General features: G+C 67.2%; 14 protein-coding genes. 4 read left to right on the forward strand and 10 right to left on the reverse strand.

What is annotated here, in order from left to right; all coding sequences use genetic code 11:
- Nucleotides 1–117: 117 nt before the first annotated feature.
- From WKW82_RS18665 to apbC, 5 genes are all read right to left on the reverse strand, one after another.
- The gene (locus tag WKW82_RS18665; RefSeq protein WP_340343810.1) at nt 118–1,041 is read right to left on the reverse strand and encodes a fatty acid desaturase family protein; all 924 of its coding nucleotides are present in this window, start codon (nt 1,039–1,041) and stop codon (nt 118–120) included.
- Complete coding sequence (locus WKW82_RS18670) at nt 1,041–1,352, reverse strand: Dabb family protein (protein ID WP_340343811.1); 312 nt, start codon at nt 1,350–1,352, stop codon at nt 1,041–1,043. The genes WKW82_RS18665 and WKW82_RS18670 overlap by 1 nt, the downstream gene beginning before the upstream one ends.
- On the reverse strand, nt 1,349–4,393 hold the full coding sequence (gene fdhF / locus WKW82_RS18675) for a formate dehydrogenase subunit alpha (RefSeq protein WP_340343812.1): 3,045 nt from the start codon (nt 4,391–4,393) through the stop codon (nt 1,349–1,351). The genes WKW82_RS18670 and fdhF overlap by 4 nt, the downstream gene beginning before the upstream one ends.
- Before the next feature lie 43 nt (nt 4,394–4,436).
- The gene (locus tag WKW82_RS18680) at nt 4,437–6,272 is read right to left on the reverse strand and encodes an NADH-ubiquinone oxidoreductase-F iron-sulfur binding region domain-containing protein (RefSeq protein WP_340343813.1); all 1,836 of its coding nucleotides are present in this window, start codon (nt 6,270–6,272) and stop codon (nt 4,437–4,439) included.
- 447 nt (nt 6,273–6,719) lie between these two features.
- Nucleotides 6,720–7,811, reverse strand: a complete 1,092-nt coding sequence (gene apbC / locus WKW82_RS18685; protein ID WP_340343814.1) for an iron-sulfur cluster carrier protein ApbC — start codon at nt 7,809–7,811, stop codon at nt 6,720–6,722.
- Between the two features lie 217 nt (nt 7,812–8,028).
- Between apbC and WKW82_RS18690 the strand changes: the two genes are divergently transcribed.
- The gene (locus tag WKW82_RS18690) at nt 8,029–9,240 is read left to right on the forward strand and encodes a patatin-like phospholipase family protein (RefSeq protein ID WP_340343815.1); all 1,212 of its coding nucleotides are present in this window, start codon (nt 8,029–8,031) and stop codon (nt 9,238–9,240) included.
- A 73-nt stretch (nt 9,241–9,313) separates the two neighbouring features.
- On the opposite strand, the gene WKW82_RS18695 is transcribed toward WKW82_RS18690, so the two are convergent.
- The 4 genes from WKW82_RS18695 to WKW82_RS18710 all read right to left on the reverse strand — a co-directional run bounded on the left by WKW82_RS18695 (nt 9,314) and on the right by WKW82_RS18710 (nt 13,121).
- Nucleotides 9,314–9,880: an LbetaH domain-containing protein gene (locus WKW82_RS18695; RefSeq protein WP_340343816.1), complete on the reverse strand. Its 567-nt coding sequence runs from the start codon at nt 9,878–9,880 to the stop codon at nt 9,314–9,316.
- A 108-nt stretch (nt 9,881–9,988) separates the two neighbouring features.
- Complete coding sequence (locus tag WKW82_RS18700; RefSeq protein ID WP_340343817.1) at nt 9,989–11,206, reverse strand: AI-2E family transporter; 1,218 nt, start codon at nt 11,204–11,206, stop codon at nt 9,989–9,991.
- A gap of 63 nt (nt 11,207–11,269) precedes the next feature.
- Nucleotides 11,270–12,019, reverse strand: a complete 750-nt coding sequence (locus tag WKW82_RS18705; protein WP_340343818.1) for a LytR/AlgR family response regulator transcription factor — start codon at nt 12,017–12,019, stop codon at nt 11,270–11,272.
- A 13-nt stretch (nt 12,020–12,032) separates the two neighbouring features.
- The gene (locus WKW82_RS18710) at nt 12,033–13,121 is read right to left on the reverse strand and encodes a sensor histidine kinase (protein ID WP_340343819.1); all 1,089 of its coding nucleotides are present in this window, start codon (nt 13,119–13,121) and stop codon (nt 12,033–12,035) included.
- 46 nt (nt 13,122–13,167) lie between these two features.
- On the opposite strand from WKW82_RS18710, the gene argH reads away from it, so the two are divergent.
- Complete coding sequence (gene argH / locus WKW82_RS18715) at nt 13,168–14,565, forward strand: argininosuccinate lyase (RefSeq protein WP_340343820.1); 1,398 nt, start codon at nt 13,168–13,170, stop codon at nt 14,563–14,565.
- Nucleotides 14,566–15,249: 684 nt separating this feature from the next.
- On the opposite strand, the gene WKW82_RS18720 is transcribed toward argH, so the two are convergent.
- Nucleotides 15,250–15,804 (reverse strand): DUF3455 domain-containing protein, encoded by a 555-nt coding sequence (locus tag WKW82_RS18720; protein ID WP_340343821.1) that lies wholly within the window; start codon nt 15,802–15,804, stop codon nt 15,250–15,252.
- 190 nt (nt 15,805–15,994) lie between these two features.
- Here WKW82_RS18720 and WKW82_RS18725 point away from each other — a divergent pair, with 190 nt between their 5' ends.
- Together WKW82_RS18725 and WKW82_RS18730 are read left to right on the forward strand one after the other, a co-directional pair.
- The gene (locus WKW82_RS18725; protein ID WP_340343822.1) at nt 15,995–16,570 is read left to right on the forward strand and encodes an RNA polymerase sigma factor; all 576 of its coding nucleotides are present in this window, start codon (nt 15,995–15,997) and stop codon (nt 16,568–16,570) included.
- 13 nt (nt 16,571–16,583) lie between these two features.
- Complete coding sequence (locus WKW82_RS18730; RefSeq protein ID WP_340343823.1) at nt 16,584–17,351, forward strand: anti-sigma factor; 768 nt, start codon at nt 16,584–16,586, stop codon at nt 17,349–17,351.
- Nucleotides 17,352–17,357: the final 6 nt, after the last annotated feature.

Below are 17,357 nucleotides of genomic sequence, written 5' to 3' on the forward strand. Positions count from 1 at the left end.
TACGCGCGGAACCGGCCATTGGATGACTGCCATGCGGGCCGCGTGCCCCACGGCGGCCGGAGATTCGCAACCATGCGTTACAGCCAGGCCGCACGACTGGCGCCGCGCAGCGGAGTTTCAGGCCGCAGTGGCCAGCGTCATCAAGCGCACGTACCCCGACTGCGTCTCCATCCGCGCGGCAATGCCCTTGCGCTGCAGCAGCCGGTGCGCCTTCGGCAGGCTCCAGCACGGCAGGCTGGTGAACATGTGGTGTTCGCAGTGGTAGTTGACCCAGTACGGCGCGACCAGCATGCGTTCGAGCCAGCTTGCATGCGTGGTGCGGGCCTGCCGCATCGGATCGGATTCGCCTTCCCGCACCAGCGCATGCTCGGCGATGTTGCGGATGCGGCTGATGAGCGGCAGCCAGGTCATCATCGGCAGCAGCCACATCGCGAGCCACACCCACCCATAGCCCGCCGCGGCGAACAGCGCGAAGAAGAGGCCGTTGCCGATGAGGAAACGGCCATCCTTCGCCAGTTCCTGCGCGACCAGCGCCACCATGGAGTCGCCGGGCTTGCGCGCCTTGAACGCAGCAAGCCAGTGACCGAAGCGCTGCTTGACGAAGGTCTGGCCGCTCAGGTCGCGCACCACCTTGCGCCAGAGCGAATCGCGCGTGATCGGGAACGGCGCGGACAGCACCAGGTCCGGGTCTTCGGCCTGCTGCACGAAACGATGATGCTGAAGGTGGTACGGCCGGTAGACGCGCAAGGTCGACGAGCACAGCCAGTAGGCCAACCAGTCGTTCACCTTGCGATTGCGATGCAGCACGGCGTGCGCGCCGTCGTGCATCAGGATGAACAGGCCCAGTTGCCGCGTGCCGATGATGAGCACGGCCAGCGGAATGGTCACCGGCCACAGCACGCCCATGGCCATCGCCAGCCCGATGACACCCCAGCAATGCGCAACCAGCCACGGGCCGCGCCAGGAAGAACGCGCCGTCAGCGCGGCCCATTCCGCATCGGTGAAGAAGTCCTCGGGCCTGGCGCGGGGCGCGACCGCCATCAGGCCTCCCCGGGCTCGTCGCCCACCAGGTAGTCGATCTCCACGAAGGCCTCCACTTCCCGCTGCCAGCGCTCGGCGACGAACATCCTGTGCACAGGATGCGCGTCGTAGCGGTCATATGCGGCCTGGTCGGCCAAGTCCATGAGCAGACCCCAGTCGAACTCGCTGTTGTTGCTGACCTGCCTGACGCACTTGAAATTGCGCACATCCGGAATCGCCGGGCCGAGCTTCATGGCGCGCGCGAGGAAATCGGCCTCGGCGATGGAGCCGTGTGGATGCTTCAGCCTGAAGAAAACGGTGTGCCGGATCATTGCGCCAGGTTGGTTCTTGTCTCCCCGGTTCCTGTTCCGTAACCCGCTGCCGCCATGGGCATGCCACCGCGCTGGATGCACACTGCGCAGTACTTGAATTCCGGAATTTTTCCGAAGGGGTCGAGCGCGGCGTTGGTCATGAGGTTCGCCGCGGCCTCATAGTAAGCGAAGGGCACGAAAACCGCACCCTGCGGCGTGCCGTCGTCGCGACGAAGGTGAATGGCCACCTCGCCGCGGCGGGACGCGATGGTGACCACATCGCCTGCTTCCAGGCCCAGCTTTCCCAGGTCGGCCTGGCACATCGAGGCGGTCGCCATCGGCTCCAGCGCATCGAGCACGGTCGCGCGGCGCGTCATGCTGCCGGTGTGCCAGTGCTCCAGTTGCCGGCCGGTGATGAGCACGAAGGGGTACTCGGCGTCGGGGCGCTCGTCGGCCGGGATGATGTCGGCCGGCACCAGCTTCACGCGGCCGGTTGCGGTCGGGAAGTTCTCTATGAAGACCGTCGGCTGGCCGGGATCGTCCTCGGCCAGGCACGGGTAGGTCACGCTGGATTCGCGCTGCAGCCGCTCCCAGGTGATGCCCTTGATGGCCGCATGCATGGCCAGGCGCATTTCGTCGTAGACCGCGGCGACGCCGGACTCGACGCCCTCGTAGTTCCACTGCAGGCCCATGCGATGGGCGATCTCCTGGATGATCCAGAGGTCGGCCTTGGCCTGGCCCGGCGGGTCGAGCGCGCGCTTGCCCAGTTGCACCATGCGGTCGGTGTTGCTCACGGTGCCGGTCTTCTCGGGCCAGGCGCTCGCGGGCAGCACCACGTCGGCGAGCCAGGCGGTCTCGGTCATGAAGATGTCCTGCACGACCAGGTGCTCCAGGCTGGCCAGGGCGTGGCGTGCGTGGTTCAGGTCGGGGTCGCTCATCGCGGGGTTCTCGCCCATGATGTACATGCCGCGGATCTTGTGCGGGTCGCTGTCGGGCGCGAGCGCCTTGTGCATGATCTCGACCACCGTGTAGCCGGGCTTCTCATCGAGCTTGGTGTGCCAGAAGTCCTCGAACCACGCGTGCGCGCTGGCGTTGTCGACGCGCTGGTAGTTGGGGAACATCATCGGGATCAGGCCCGCGTCGCTGGCGCCCTGCACGTTGTTCTGGCCGCGCAGCGGATGCAGGCCGGAGCCGGGCTTGCCGATCTGGCCGGTGACCGTCACCAGCGCGATCAGGCAGCGCGCGTTGTCGGTGCCGTGCACGTGTTGGCTGATGCCCATGCCCCACAGGATCATCGCGCCCTTGGCCGTGGCAAAGGCGCGCGCCACTTCGCGCAGCGTCCCGGCCGGGATGCCGCAGATGGGGGCCATCGCCTCGGGGCTGTAGCCCTTCACGTTGTCGCGCAGGGCCTCGTAGTTGCTGGCGCGGTTGCGGATGAACTCCTCGTCGACCAGGCCTTCGTCAATGACCGCATGGATCAGCGCGTTGAGCATCGCCACGTCGGTGTCGGCCTTGAACTGCAGCGTGCGCCAGGCATGCTTGCCGAGGTCGGTGATGCGCGGGTCTGCCAGTACGATCTTGGCGCCGCGCTTGGCGGCGTTCTTCATCCAGGTGGCGGCCACCGGATGGTTGGCGGTCGGGTTGGAGCCGATGATCAGGATCACTTCCGCGTGCTCGACGTCGTTGACCTGGTTGCTGACCGCGCCGGATCCCACGCCTTCGAGCAGGGCCGCCACGCTGGACGCATGGCAGAGCCGCGTGCAGTGGTCGACGTTGTTGCTGCCGAAGCCGGTGCGGACCAGCTTCTGGAACAGGTAGGCCTCCTCGTTGCTGCCCTTGGCCGAGCCGAAGCCGGCCAGCGACTTCTTGCCGTGCGTGTCGCGCAGGCTGCGCAGCTTGCCGGCGGCCAGGGCCAGCGCCTCGTCCCAGGTGGCTTCGCGGAAGGTCTCGTGCCAGTCGCCGGGGCGCGGCGTGTCGCCGTAGGCCTTGGGCACGCCGGCCTTGCGGATCAGCGGCACGGTGAGGCGCTGCGGATGGTGCGCGTAGTCGAAGCCGAAGCGGCCTTTCACGCAGAGGCGGCTGTGGTTGGCCGGGCCGTCGCGGCCTTCGACGCTGACGATCTTCTCGTCTTTCACGTTGTAGGTGATGAGGCAACCGACGCCGCAGAAGGGGCAGACCGAATCCACCTTGCGATCGACGATCTGCGAGCCGATGTGGGACTTGGGCATGAGCGCGCCGGTCGGGCAGGCCTGCACGCATTCGCCGCAGGCCACGCAGGTGCTGTCGCCCATCGGGTCGTCGAGGTCGAAAACGATCTTGCTGTGCTCGCCGCGCATGGCATAGCCGATGACGTCGTTGACTTGCTCCTCGCGGCAGGCGCGCACGCAGCGGTTGCACTGGATGCAGGCGTCGAGGTTGACGGCCATGGCGGGGTGGGTGACGTCGCGCTTGGGTTGCTCGCGGCGAAGGGCCTTGAGCTGGGGGCGGACCTCGATGCCGAGGCGCTGCGCCCAGTCGCTCAGTTCACCATGCTGGCCGACCGGCTTGCCCTCACCCCGGCCCTCTCCCGCGAGCGGGAGAGGGAGTTCAGTTGCCCTACCGCCCACCAGCGAACGAGGAAGGTCTCTCGCCCCATCGCCCGCCAGCGAGCGAGGAATTTCTCTTGCCCCCTCTCCCGCCTGCGGGAGAGGGTCGGGGTGAGGGCCGACACCCCCATCGTTCCACTTGTACCCCTTGTCCGGCATATCCGACAGCAGCATCTCCACCACCATCTTCTGGCTCTTCAACGCTCGCGGACTGTTGGCCTGGACTTCCATCCCCGCCGTCACGTTGCGGCAGCAGCTAGGCGCCAGCGTGCGTTCGCCCTTCAGCTCGACCACGCAGGCCCGGCAGTTGCCGTCGGGCCGCAGCCCTTCCTTGTAGCAAAGGTGGGGAATCTCGACGCCGGCGCGCTTCGCTGCGACCAGGATCGTTTCGCCTTCGAAGGCTTCCACTGCACGTCCGTCGAGCGTGAACTCGATGACCTCCGGCAGCAGCTCCGCGAGATGGGTCGGCGCGTTCATGAGCGTGTGCCCTCCAAGCCTGGCACTTCGTGTTCTGCGCGGGTCATGCAATCTCCTGCGGAAAATACTTCTGCACACAGCGAATCGGATTGGGCGCAGCTTGCCCGAGTCCGCAAATCGACGCATCCCCCATGACCTGCGCAAGGTCTTCCAGCGTGTCGTTGTCCCACGTCGGGGCGTCCATCAAGGCGGCGGCCTTGGCCGTGCCCACGCGGCAGGGCGTGCACTGGCCGCAGCTTTCATGTTCGAAGAAGCGCATCACGTTCAGGGCCGCATCGCGTGCGCGGTCATGCTGGCTCAACACCATCACGGCGGCCGAGCCGATGAAGCAGCCGTGAGTTTGCAGCGTGTCGAAGTCCAGCGGTATGTCGTTCATGCTGGCCGGCAGGATGCCGCCCGATGCGCCACCCGGCAGGTAGGCATGGAGCGTGTGCCCATCCAGCATGCCGCCGCAGTATTCGTCGATCAGTTCCTGCACCGTGATGCCGGCCGGCGCGAGCTTCACGCCGGGCAGCTTCACGCGCCCGCTGACGCTGAAGGAGCGCAGTCCCTTGCGGCCGTGGCGGCCGAAGCCGGCAAACCATTGCGGGCCCTTCTGCACGATGTCGCGCACCCAGTAGAGCGTCTCGAAGTTGTGTTCCAGCGTGGGCCGGCCGAACAGGCCGACCTGCGCGATGTAGGGCGGCCGCATGCGCGGCTCGCCCCGCTTGCCTTCGATGCTCTCGATCATCGCGGACTCCTCGCCGCAGATGTAGGCCCCGGCACCGCGGCGCAGTTCGATCTTCGGCAGGACACACGGCGGATTGGCTTGCAGCGCCGCCAGTTCGGCCTGGAGCAGGCGGCGGCAATCGTGGTATTCGTCGCGCAGGTAGAGGTAGCAGGCGTCGATGCCGACCACCTGCGCGGCGATCAGCAGTCCTTCGAGGAAGCGATGCGGATCGCGCTCCAGGTAGACGCGGTCCTTGAAGGTGCCGGGTTCGCCCTCGTCCAGGTTCACTGCCATGAGCTTGGGCGCTGGCTGGTCGCGCACGATGCGCCACTTGCGCCCGGTCGGAAAGCCCGCGCCGCCCAAGCCGCGCAGGCCGGAGTCTTCCATGACCTTGATGACTTTCTCGACATCTTGCTGGCCACCGGCCAGTGCGGCGGCCAGGGCATAGCCGCCGTGCGCGCGATAGGTGGCGTAGTCCGTGTGGGCCGGGATGGCCTCGATCGCTTGCGACGGCGGCGAAACGCCTTGCTCCGCGAGTGTCGCTGGCTCGAAGTGAATGGCCGCCGCGTTCGCCGGCCGGGCCGCCGCCGGTGCCCCATCCTGCATGTGCCGCACCGTCTCCACCAGCTTGCTGGCGGTCGCCAACGGCACCGCGGTCTGATGCACCAGCGCAGCCGGCGCCTGCTCGCAGCGGCCGATGCACGGCACCGGCACCACGCGCACGTCGCCCTGCCCTGCGGCGCCGAGCAACGCAGGCAGGCGTTCCAGCAGATCACCCGCGCCCGCGAGTTCGCAGGAGAGGCTGTCGCACACCCGCACCGTCAGACGCGGCGCCTGCTCGTCGCCGCGCAGCACCTCGAAGTGGTGATAGAAGGTCGCGACCTCGTACACCTCGGCCATCGGGATCTTCATCTCGGCGGCCAGCGCCACCAGGTGGGTGTCATGCAGGCCACGGTGGGCGTCGTTGAGGATGTGCAGGTACTCGATCAACAGGTCGCGCCGGTGCCCGCCCTCGGGCCGTGGCCCGATGAGTTCGCGCACGCGTTGCAGCGCGCCCTCCTCGGGCTGGCGGCCCTTGAGCTTGCTCTTGCGGCGGATGCGGTCTCGCAACTCGTCGGGTGTGGCGAGCGGGATCGCCCTGGGTTCTGATCGGGTGGCTGGGTTTTGCATGTGCCTCGCCTCGGGCGCCGGCCACCGCGGCCAGCGCTTGTCTCACTGACCAGTCTATCGATCTAACAAGGTTGCCGCTGGACACTTGATGCAGCATGGCGGAGTCAGTGCCCATCACGCCGACGCCGTCGCTCACCGGCCAGCCGTGCTCACCTGCGGCTGTCGCGCATGCCCGGCCCGATGCCACCGCTCACAACGGAACCACGGTCAACACCCCGGTCAGCGGCAGCCAGGACCCAACGAACCCATGGCCCATCCCGATGCACAAGTGCTTCGCACGCTGGGCGGACATGTACGCGGCCGCGGGGCCGCCCCAGCGCGAATGCCCACCCGAATCGCTTCATACGATTTCGCAAATCAGCCGCATGACTGCGTTCGAGCGCCTTGCCGTGCTACAGCACTGTCTGCGGCGCTCCGCCTTGTTCTGCGATTGATTGCAAAGTCGTATCAGGTGTTCTTGCTGATCGTGATGGTCGGGAACTTGGCCGAGAAATCCTTGGCCTTCTCCGCGATCCCGACCGCCACGCGCCGCGCGATGTCCTTGTAGATGGCGGCCACCGTGCCGTCCGGATCGGCCACCACCGTGGGCTTGCCGCTGTCGGCCTGCAGGCGGATGTTGATGTCCAGCGGCAAGGCGCCGAGGTAGTCCATCTTGTACTGCGCCGCCATCTTCTTGCCGCCCTCGGCGCCGAAGATGTGCTCCACATGGCCGCAGTTCGAGCACACGTGCACCGCCATGTTCTCGACGATGCCCAGGATCGGCACGCCGACCTTCTCGAACATCTTGATGCCCTTCTTCGCGTCCAGCAGCGCGATGTCCTGCGGCGTGGTGACGATCACCGCGCCGGTCATCGGCACGCGCTGCGACAGGGTGAGCTGGATGTCGCCGGTGCCGGGCGGCAGGTCGATGATGAGGTAGTCGAGGTCCTTCCAGTTGGTCTGGCGCAGCAGTTGCTCCAGCGCCTGCGTGGCCATCGGGCCGCGCCAGATCATGGCCTCGTCGGGGTCGACCAGAAAGCCGATCGACATGACCTGCACGCCGTGGTTTTCCATCGGCATCATCGTCTTGCCGTCCTCGCTGGAAGGACGGCCCTCGATGCCGAGCATCATCGGCTGGCTCGGTCCGTAGATGTCGGCGTCGAGCAGGCCCACGCTCGCACCTTCGGCCGCCAGCGCCAGCGCCAGGTTGGCCGCGGTCGTGCTTTTGCCGACACCACCCTTGCCCGAGGCCACGGCGATGATGTTCTTCACATTGGGCAGCAATTGCACGCCGCGCTGGACCGCATGCGAGACCACGCGCGTCTGGATGTTGACCGAAACATTGCCCACGCCCGATACCTTGCGCGCCGCGTCGACCAGCGCCTTGCGCAGGGCTGCATGCTGGCTGCGCGCGGGGTAACCCAGCTCAATGTCGAAGGACACGTCGTTGCCCTCGATCTGCACGTTCCTGAGTGCCCGCGTGCTGACGAAATCCTTGCCTGTGTTCGGGTCCTGGACCGACTGCAGCGCCGCAGCCAGGGACTCTTGCGATAGTGCCATTGCTCAATCTCCTGAAGGGCAGGTAGTCTAGGGCCTGTCACACATTGGATACGGAGACGGGATTGGCCAGCCATGCGGCTGCTCGATCCGAAAGGGAGGAATGACCAGGCGACCCACTCTGCGTTGCACGCTGCGCGTGTGCCTCGATTCGCGCACTTCAGCATGCCTTCGCGACTTCTCCGCGGGGCGTGCGCGCAGGCTCTAGGTGGACCGCGGCATGCCTTCCGCGCCGACCCTTCCATCGCAGATGGCCCGGCCGACCGGCCTCTTGCTGACGGGCGGCGGCGCGCGTGCCGCCTACCAGGTCGGCGTGCTCGAGGCCATTGCCCACCTGCGCCGCAGCGCGGGCGCGGGCCACCAGTCCAATCCCTTCCCGATCATTGCGGGCACCTCGGCAGGCGCCATCAATGCCGCCGCCCTGGCCTGCGGCGCCGACGATTTCGATGCCGTGGTGCGCCACATCGCGGACCTCTGGCACAACATCCATGTCGAGCAGGTCTACCAGGACGACGCCATTGCCATGCTCGGAAGCGGCACGCGCTGGGGCCAGATGCTCGGGCTCGGACGCTTTGTCGGTTCCATCCTGCATATCCAGCCGCGCTCGCTGCTGGACAACACGCCGCTGGCCGAATTCCTGAAGCGCAAGATTCCGCTGACCCGCCTGCCATCACTCATGCTCGCGGGCCACTTGCAGGCGCTGGCCGTGACCGCATCGAGCTACAGCTCGGGCGAGCACGTCACCTTCTTCCAGTCTGCAACGCCTGTCGAGCCTTGGGTGCGCTCACAAAGGCATGCCGTTTGCTGTCCCATCACGCACGACCACCTGATGGCATCGTCGGCCATTCCATTCGTGTTTCCGGCGATGCCGTTGACGGTGGGTGGGCATGTCGAATACTTCGGCGACGGCTCGATGCGGCAATCGGCGCCCAGTTCACCGACCATCCACCTCGGTGCCGAGCGGATCCTCGTGATCGGCGCCGGGCGCATGACCCAGCCGCAGGCGCAACCCGCGCCCAACACGCACACCGGCTATCCCACGCTGGCGCAGATCGCCGGCCATGCCATGTCCAGCATCTTCCTGGACTCGCTGGGCGTGGACATCGAGCGCATGGAGCGGATCAACGCCACGCTGGCCCTGATTCCAGCCGAGTTGCGTACCACCGCCGCGCTTCGGCCGCTGGAGCTGCTGGTGATTTCGCCGTCCGAGCGTCTCGATGTGATTGCCGCGCGCCATGTCGGCGCCCTGCCCGCGCCGGTGCGCCACATCTTCGGCGGCATGAACGGCGACGGCGGCTTCTACCACGTGAAGGGCGCTGCGCTGGCCAGCTACCTGCTGTTCGACCCTGGGTTCACGCGCGAACTGATGGCGCTGGGGCGGGCGGATACGTTGCGGCAGCGGGAAGCGGTGTTGCGGTTCTTCGGGTGGTGATGAAGACGGGTTCGGGTACCGAACGGCGGAAGTCGCGAAGGCGTGGCGGCCCTGAACGACCGGGCTCCGGACGTCAGATCTCGAAGCGACGCCGCTGGCGAATCACCCGAGCGGGGTTGCCCGAATAGACAGTCCAGGGCTGGAGTTCGCCAAAGGCCACGGCGCGCGCGCCGACCACCGCACCTTCGCCGATGCGCGTGCCCGGGCCCACGAAGGACTCGGCCGCGACCCAGGCGTGGGCGCCGATGGTGATGGGCTTGGCCACCAGCTGGAACAGGGGGGTGTCGAAGTCATGGGTGCCGGCGCAGAGGTGAACGCCTTGCGAAACCAGGGCCTTGCGACCAATTGTGATCCGGCCCATCGAATAGACATTCACGCCCGGTCCGATGATCGCGCCTTCGTGCATTTCGAGGTGGGCCGGGTACCAGACCTTGGCGCTGCCGCGCACGTCGCTGCCGGGCGCCATCTTCGCGCCGAAGGCACGCAGCAGGAAACGGCGCCACGGATGCAGTTGGCGCGGCGTCCAGCCGGCACCGATACGCCAGATCGGAATCCAGAGCGCACGCACAAGCCGGTTGCCGAGGGAAAAACTCGGGCCGCCGTTGGCGAGCCCCGATTGGCGGGCGTCGAGAATGGTCACGGGAAAGAAGGCCGGGGCAACCGGAAGTTGGTTCGAGGGTTTTCGGAATTGGGTATTGTTTGCGCAATCTGGTACGCACGCCACCGACCGACAAGCATAGCCGGACGGTCAGTCGCCAAGTATTTCGCCGAGTGGGCGCAAATCTTCGACCCGGTCGCACACCGCCTTCACGACCATCATGATCGGGATGCCCAGCAGCAGGCCCCACACACCCCACAGCCAGCCCCAGAAGATCACGCCCACGAACACGGCGACCGCATTCATGCGGCTGGTGCGGCTGGTGAGCCAGGGCGTGAGCAGGTTGCCGACCAGCGTGTGGATGACCAGCGAGATGCCGCCCACGACCAAGGTCATGTCGACCGAATTGAACTGCATGAAGGCGACCAGCGCCGACAGCGCCATCATGAGGATCGCGCCGATGTACGGGATGAGGTTGGTGACGGCCGCGATGATTCCCCACACGGCCGCGTTCTCCATGCCCAGGGCCCAGAACGACAACCCGGTCGCCACGCCGACGATGGCGCTGGTGAGGATCTGCACCAGCAGGTAACGCTCGATATGGCCGGTGATGTCGTCTAGCACCTGCACGGTGATTTTCTTCTTCTGCAGGCTGGGGCCGGTGATCTTCACGAGCTTGCGCCGGAAGGTGTCGCCGGAAGCGAGGGCGAAGAAGGTCAGGAAGGCCACCAGCGTGAGCTGCCCGGCTGCGCCAAGCAGGCCGAGCGTGCCAGTCCACAGGTAGTCGCGCACGTTGAATGCCGGCTTCTCGACCACGACGCGGGCCACGCCCTTCTGGGCAGCGACCTTGGCCGAACTCTCGCTGGCCGCCTGTTCGAGTTGCGCGGCAGCCTGCTGCACGTTGTCGAGCGTGCCGGGCCGCACGGGGCCATGCGGACGCACTGCCATTCGCAGCTTCTGGGCAGCGACGGGCAGCGAGTCCATCAATGCACCCGCGCTGTCCGCCAGCTTGTAGACCGTGGTACCGAACGCGCCGCCGATGGAAAGCAACACCAGTCCCGCCCCCAGGGCGCGCGGCACATGCCAGCGCGCCAGGCGCTCGACGACTGGCGCCAGCGCATAGGTGAGGAGAAGGCTCAGCATCAGCGGGATGAAGACAGCCGCGGCCCAGCGCAATGCGAATATCGCACCCAGCACCGCGAGCACGGCAAGCGACAGGCTGCGAACGTCGACCGGCATATGGAGCATCACGCGCTCCTGCGCGGGCTCGACGGGCTCCGTGAGCTCGACAGGCCCGGTGAGCTGCGGCGGGGGCTGCACCGCAGGCTCCGCCGTCCGAGGCGGTGGCGGGGCAGGCAAGGCGCTCATGACTTCATGTCCTCGCTTGCCCCGAGAGGGTGCGTGCTTGCTTGGGGCGGCCCGGCGCAGCGCTCATCTCGAATCCTTGAGCGCATCCCGCACCACCGACAACTGCCGGCGCGACACCACCACCGGCTCGGCGATGCCGCGCAGCCGCAGCGCCCAGCCGTCGATGTCCTCGCCGTCGTCGTACTTCTCCAGCGCGCGCATGGCCGAGCGGGCGACCAGGGCGTTGCGGTGGACGCGGACGAAGCGGTCGGGGTAGCGCTCCTCGATCTCGGCCAGGCTGGCGTCGTAGATGTGGCTGCGCGACGAGGTGCGCACGGTCAGGTACTTGAACTCGGACTTGAGGTACACCACCTCGGCGACCGGCACGCGTTCGGCCCGGCCGCGGTCCTGGATCAGGAACACTTCCTCGTTCGGGTCCGGCAGCGCGGCGCGCTTTTCCTTGAGGTAGCGCTCGGCCTTCTGCAGCGCCTGCTGCAGCCGTTCGGCGCGCACGGGCTTGGTGAGGTAGTCGACCGCGTCCAGCTCGAAAGCGGTGACGGCATGGCCCGCATGCGCCGTGACGAAGACGATGGCCGGCGCGTCGTTCCTTCCGCGCAGCAGCCGGGCGAATTCGGTGCCGTCGATGCCGGGCATGTGGATGTCGAGCAGCACCACGTCGGTGGGGGTTTCATCCAGGCGCTGTTCCGCCTCGGTGGCCTGCGCGGCCTCGCCGACCACATCGGCGGCCGGGGCGTCGCATTCGGCCAGCAGCGTGCGCAGGCGCGAACGGGCCAGCGGTTCATCATCGACGATCAAGGTACGCAACGAGTTCATCAATCAATTGCCTTCAAGACTTGGCCGGGATGTCGATTCGCACCCTGTAGCTCCCCTGATCCACGCCCGCACGAAACTGCGCCTGCACATCGTGCAACAGCCGCAGCCTGTCGCGCACATTGGCGAGCGCAATGCCGTGGCCGCGCGGCAACGGCTCGTCGGCCCAGCGCAAGGGCGGCAGGCTGTTGATGACCTCGATCACCACCATGCCGCCGCGCCGCTCGGTGCGGATACGCAGTGTCGCGCCTTCGGGGCTGGGCTCGACGCCATGCTTGACCGCGTTCTCCACCAGCGGCTGCAACAGCAGCGGCGGCAGCTTCGCGCCGCTCGCACCGGGGTCCAGTTGCCACGTGATGCGGAGCCGCTCGCCGAAGCGCACCTGCTCGATGGCCAGGTAGCGCTCGGCCAAGGCGATCTCGTCGGCCAGCGTCACGGGTTCGTGCGGGTCGGCCAGCGCACGGCGAAACAACTCGGCCAGGTCTTCCAACATGGTCTCGGCCTTGGCCGGTTCCTCGCGCACCAGGGCGATGGCGGAATTGAGCGTGTTGAAGAGGAAGTGCGGCCGGATGCGGGCTTGCAGTTCCTCCAGCCGCGCCGTCGTGGCCGCCGGGGTGCGGCCGCGCGCACGCAGCACCAGCACCGTGATCGCAACGCCCGCCAGCAACGCGCCCGCCAGGCCGCTCGCCAGCCAGGGCGCCACCGGCAGCACCCCCGTCAAGCGCAGCAGGCCACAGCCATACAGCGCCGACACCGCCCCCAGCAGCACGCCGATCGAATATTGGGCCAGCCGCGGCAGCCGGGCCAACGGCTTCCTGATGGCGCAGGTCAGGATGAGCCACAGCAGCGTGCCCGGCAGGGCGCCGCCGGTCATCGTCGCCAGCAGCCCGAGCCAGTCCTGCGGGCCTGCCGCCACGAACATCGCGCCCACCGCGATCACCGCCTCCACGAACAGCACCGCCCGGAACACCGTGCCCACCTGGCAGGCGTCGAACAGCACCACCCGCGGATGGGCGGGCGCGTGCTTGGAGGCCGGCGAGCCACTCGATGGGGCGGCCGATGGGCTGGCCGAAGGTGCGGCCGATAAAATCGACAGGTTGCGCATCACTGATACATGGCGTGACAACCATTATTGCCTCCACCTGCCCGCCATGACCCAAAACCAACTCGACAAGAAATCCGAAGCCTGGTCCGCCCTGTTCTCCGAACCGATGAGCGACCTGGTCAAACGCTACACCTCCAGTGTCGGATTTGACCAACGCCTGTGGCAGGCGGATATCGAGGGTTCGCTGGCGCATGCCTGCATGCTCGCCGCAAAAAAGATCATCAGCACGCAGGACCACGCCGCAATCGAAAGCGGGATGAAGCAGATTCGTGAAGAAATCGAAGCCGGCCAGTTCGAGTGGAAACTGGACCTGGAAGACGTGCACCTGAACATCGAAGCCCGCCTGACCCAGCTCGTCGGCGACGCCGGCAAGCGCCTGCACACCGGCCGCAGCCGCAACGACCAGGTCGCCACCGACGTGCGCCTGTGGCTGCGCGGCGAGATCGACCTGATCAGCGATCTGCTGGGCGACCTGCAGAAGGCGCTGCTGGACATCGCCGAGAAGAACGTCGAGGTGATCCTGCCGGGCTTCACGCATTTGCAAGTGGCGCAGCCGGTGAGCTTCGGCCACCACATGCTGGCCTACGTCGAGATGTTCTCGCGCGACGCCGAGCGCATGGCCGACGTGCGCAAGCGCCTGAACCGCCTGCCGCTGGGCGCCGCCGCGCTGGCCGGCACCAGCTACCCGCTGGACCGCGAGATGGTCGCGAAGACGCTGGGCATGGAAGGCGTGTGCCAGAACAGCCTGGACGCGGTGAGCGACCGCGACTTCGCGATCGAGTTCACCTCGGCCGCCTCGCTGGCGATGATCCACATCAGCCGTTTCAGCGAAGAGCTGATCCTGTGGATGAGCCAGAACTTCAGCTTCATCCAGATCGCCGACCGCTTCACGACCGGCAGTTCGATCATGCCGCAGAAGAAGAATCCTGACGTGCCCGAACTCGCCCGCGGCAAGACTGGCCGCGTGGTCGGCCATTTGATGGGCCTGATCACGTTGATGAAGGGCCAGCCGCTGGCCTACAACAAGGACAACCAGGAAGACAAGGAACCGCTGTTCGACACTGTCGACACGCTCAAGGACACGCTGCGCATCTTTGCCGAGATGGTCGGCGGGATCACGGTGAAGCCGCAAGCGATGGAACAAGCTGCACTGCGCGGCTATGCCACGGCGACGGACTTGGCCGACTACATGGTGAAGAAGGGGTTGCCCTTCCGTGACGCGCACGAGGCGGTTGCGCATGCGGTGAAGGCGGCGATCTCGCACAACGTCGATTTGTCGGAACTGCCGCTGAAGGTGCTGCAGGAGTTCAATCCGAAGATCGAGAAAGACGTGTACGAGGTGTTGAGCTTGCGCGGGTCGCTGAATGCGCGGAACACGCTGGGTGGGACGGCGCCGGCGCAGGTGCGGGCGCAGATTGCGCGGCATCGCAAGCGGCTGGCGTAATTGCTTCGTTTCAGGGGACGTGTCGTTCCCGCTGCGGGGGCCGCCCGGCATGCCAAGCGCGCTGGTCGCCTTCACTGTGCCGGCCCCTTCGGGGCTTCCCTCCGGTGCTCTCGTTTCGCGGGGTCCACGTGAACTCGCTTCGCTCAAACAGCACGTGGCCCTGATCCGCGAAACGCTCCGCTCCTCGGCGGCACAGAGGCGGCGCCCAGCGCGCTTGGCATACCGGGCTCGGAGTTTGTTCGGCGGACTTGTTCTCGTACAGACGCAGAAACGCGCGCCCCCTCAGCGGCTTGTGCCGGACTCAAGGCGGAGGTCCTCGTCATTGTCACGAGCATTCGACGCGAATACGCCCCGGCCTGCTGGAACACTTGAACAAGCAACGCGACCAACAGCATTCGCGTTTGCAGTTGGTCAGAAGTGCACCCGAGTTCGGGGGTGAGGCGAAGGAAAGCCGACCGTTGAACACCTCGGAGCCCGGTATGCGGTGCGCGCCGGGTGCCGCCTCTGTGCCGCCGAAGCGCGCAGCGTTTGGCGGATCAGGGCCACATGCTGTTTGAGCGCAGCGAGTTCATGTGGACCCCGCCAAACGGGAGCACTGCAGGGGAGCCACGAAGGGGCCGGCACAGTGAAGGCGCCCGGCGCGCACCGCATGCCGGGCGGACTTCGAAGCGCGCACGAACTGAACTACATCGCCCGATAAAAGATGTAATCCGCCTGGTACTTCACAACCTGCTTCGCACCCATGTTCCCCCCGGCGCAAGGCATGGCGGGCGCAATGCCGCCGCGCGTGGCAACCCGCTGGATGTAGCTCACGCCCTGCATCTTCCCGGCGCCCATCGCCGGATTGGCCTTGACCAACTGATACGGGATGTTGTCCGTCCCATTCGGCGCCACCGCAACCTGCGTGGCCGTGATCTTCGAGCCGTCCATGCTCTCCCACGTCGCTGGCGGCCCGTAGTACTTGCCGACCTGCGCGCCCATGCGATCCCACAGCTTCGCATCCGGGCCGACGAACACCCATTCGTGCTGGCCAGGCATGCTCGCCTTCACGCGGCATTCGTACGTGATGTCGCCGGTGCCGACAGTTTCCATGGCCACGACGTGGCCGGCCGGCACCTTCACCGGGTCGGGCAGCATGGCCTGCGAATACATCATGGGCTTGGCGCCCATGCCCGAGCAGGCGGCGAGGCCGGCAAGACTTGCGATGGCCAGCGCGGCGGGAACGATTCGGAATTGCATGATCTGATCCTTTGAAAGTAGGGATGAACGGGAACGCCACGGGCAGGCGCGGCTGTTTTGTGCGTTGTGGCCGCCCCCTGCAACTTCCGGTACGCGGCGACTCGCACATCGGATTCAAACTTCTCCATGAATCTGCCCGCGCCTACAAGGCGTACCCCCTTCATGCCCCTGCCTGCGCCACAATCCGCCGATGACTCCCGCGAGCCCGGACGCCGAACTGATGGCGCTGATCGACCGTGTCGGCCAGCGCGACGAGGCGGCGCTGCGCCTGCTCTACGAGCGCACTTCGCCGCGCCTGTTCGGCCTGGCGATGCGCGTCGTGCGCCAGCGCGAATGGGCGGAGGACGTGCTGCAGGAGACCTTCCTCACGATCTGGCGCGTGGCCGTCGACTACCGCGCCACACTCAGCCCGCCGATGGCCTGGCTCGGCCTCATCGTGCGCAGTCGCGCGCTCGACCTGCTGCGCAAGCGCACCGCCGATCGGAGCCGTATCACCGACGAATTCGACGATGCCATGGCGCAGACGCTGCCCTCGGATGCGCCCTCGCCGCAGGACCTGGCCGATGCCAGCGAGCAGGCCTTTGCGCTGCACCAGTGCCTGGGCCAGCTCGAAGGGCGGCAGCGCGAGGTGGTCAGCCTGGCCTACCTGCGCGACCTGTCGCATGGCGAACTGGCGGAGCAGCTCAAGCTGCCGCTGGGCACTGTCAAGACCTGGATCCGCCGCGGCCTCGAGAAGCTGCGCGACTGCATGGCGCGCATCGCGTGAACAAAAGCCGTCCATGAACCTCGCCGCCCACCCCGAACTGCTGGACCTGCTGGCCGCCAGCCATGCGCTGGGCACCATGCGCGGTGGCGCCCGGCGCCGCTTCGAGGCCATCGCACGCGAGCAGGCGCCGGTGCGCGCAGCGGCGCTGATGTGGCAGGGCCGGCTCGCCAGCATGGCCGAACTGCAGCCCTCGGTGGTGCCCGACGCGGCCGTGTGGACACGCATCCGCAACCTGATCGACGCCGAACAGGCCAGCGATGCCATGGCGCGCCAACGCGCCTCCGCCCCTGTCGCAGGGCCCGCAACACCTGCCGCGCCCGCCACCGGCTGGCTGCGCAGCCTCGCGCTGTGGCGCGGCGCCAGCCTGGCAGGTGCGCTCGCCACCGTCATCGCCGTGGTCGCCGGCCTCGACCTGCAGCGGCAATTGCAGACCACGCCCGCCGTGCAATACGTCGCCGTGCTGGCCGACGACAAGGCCACCGCGTCGATGCTCGTCACCTTCGATCCCAAGAACAACCAGCTCGTGCTGCAACGCATCGGCAACTACCAGCCGGGCGCCGACAAGTCGCTGCAGCTCTGGGCCTTGCCGCCCGGCGCGGCGCCGCGCTCGCTCGGCGTGCTGGGCGATGCACCCGCCTTGAAACTGACCGCCACCGAGGCCAACCTGCGCGCCATCCCCGCGCTGGCCATCAGCCTGGAGCCCCGCGGCGGCGTGCCGAGCGAACGCGGCCCGACCGGCCCCGTGCTGTTCCACGGCCCGCTCATCGAAAAGACGTTGTGATCCTGC

The organism is Variovorax rhizosphaerae, assembly GCF_037889975.1.
Classification (GTDB): Bacteria; Pseudomonadota; Gammaproteobacteria; order Burkholderiales; family Burkholderiaceae_C; genus Variovorax; species Variovorax rhizosphaerae.

Excerpts from the sequence above, each read along its gene's own strand:
- WKW82_RS18730 (WP_340343823.1), top strand. The coding sequence starts at position 16,584 with ATGAACCTCGCCGCCCACCCCGAACTGCTGGACCTGCTGGCCGCCAGC.
- fdhF (WP_340343812.1), bottom strand. The coding sequence starts at position 4,393 with ATGAACGCGCCGACCCATCTCGCGGAGCTGCTGCCGGAGGTCATCGAG.
- WKW82_RS18680 (WP_340343813.1), bottom strand. The coding sequence starts at position 6,272 with ATGCAAAACCCAGCCACCCGATCAGAACCCAGGGCGATCCCGCTCGCC.
- WKW82_RS18670 (WP_340343811.1), bottom strand. The coding sequence starts at position 1,352 with ATGATCCGGCACACCGTTTTCTTCAGGCTGAAGCATCCACACGGCTCC.
- WKW82_RS18710 (WP_340343819.1), bottom strand. The coding sequence starts at position 13,121 with ATGCGCAACCTGTCGATTTTATCGGCCGCACCTTCGGCCAGCCCATCG.
- WKW82_RS18725 (WP_340343822.1), top strand. The coding sequence starts at position 15,995 with ATGACTCCCGCGAGCCCGGACGCCGAACTGATGGCGCTGATCGACCGT.
- WKW82_RS18690 (WP_340343815.1), top strand. The coding sequence starts at position 8,029 with ATGCCTTCCGCGCCGACCCTTCCATCGCAGATGGCCCGGCCGACCGGC.
- WKW82_RS18700 (WP_340343817.1), bottom strand. The coding sequence starts at position 11,206 with ATGAGCGCCTTGCCTGCCCCGCCACCGCCTCGGACGGCGGAGCCTGCG.
- WKW82_RS18720 (WP_340343821.1), bottom strand. The coding sequence starts at position 15,804 with ATGCAATTCCGAATCGTTCCCGCCGCGCTGGCCATCGCAAGTCTTGCC.
- WKW82_RS18705 (WP_340343818.1), bottom strand. The coding sequence starts at position 12,019 with ATGAACTCGTTGCGTACCTTGATCGTCGATGATGAACCGCTGGCCCGT.
- apbC (WP_340343814.1), bottom strand. The coding sequence starts at position 7,811 with ATGGCACTATCGCAAGAGTCCCTGGCTGCGGCGCTGCAGTCGGTCCAG.
- WKW82_RS18665 (WP_340343810.1), bottom strand. The coding sequence starts at position 1,041 with ATGGCGGTCGCGCCCCGCGCCAGGCCCGAGGACTTCTTCACCGATGCG.
- argH (WP_340343820.1), top strand. The coding sequence starts at position 13,168 with ATGACCCAAAACCAACTCGACAAGAAATCCGAAGCCTGGTCCGCCCTG.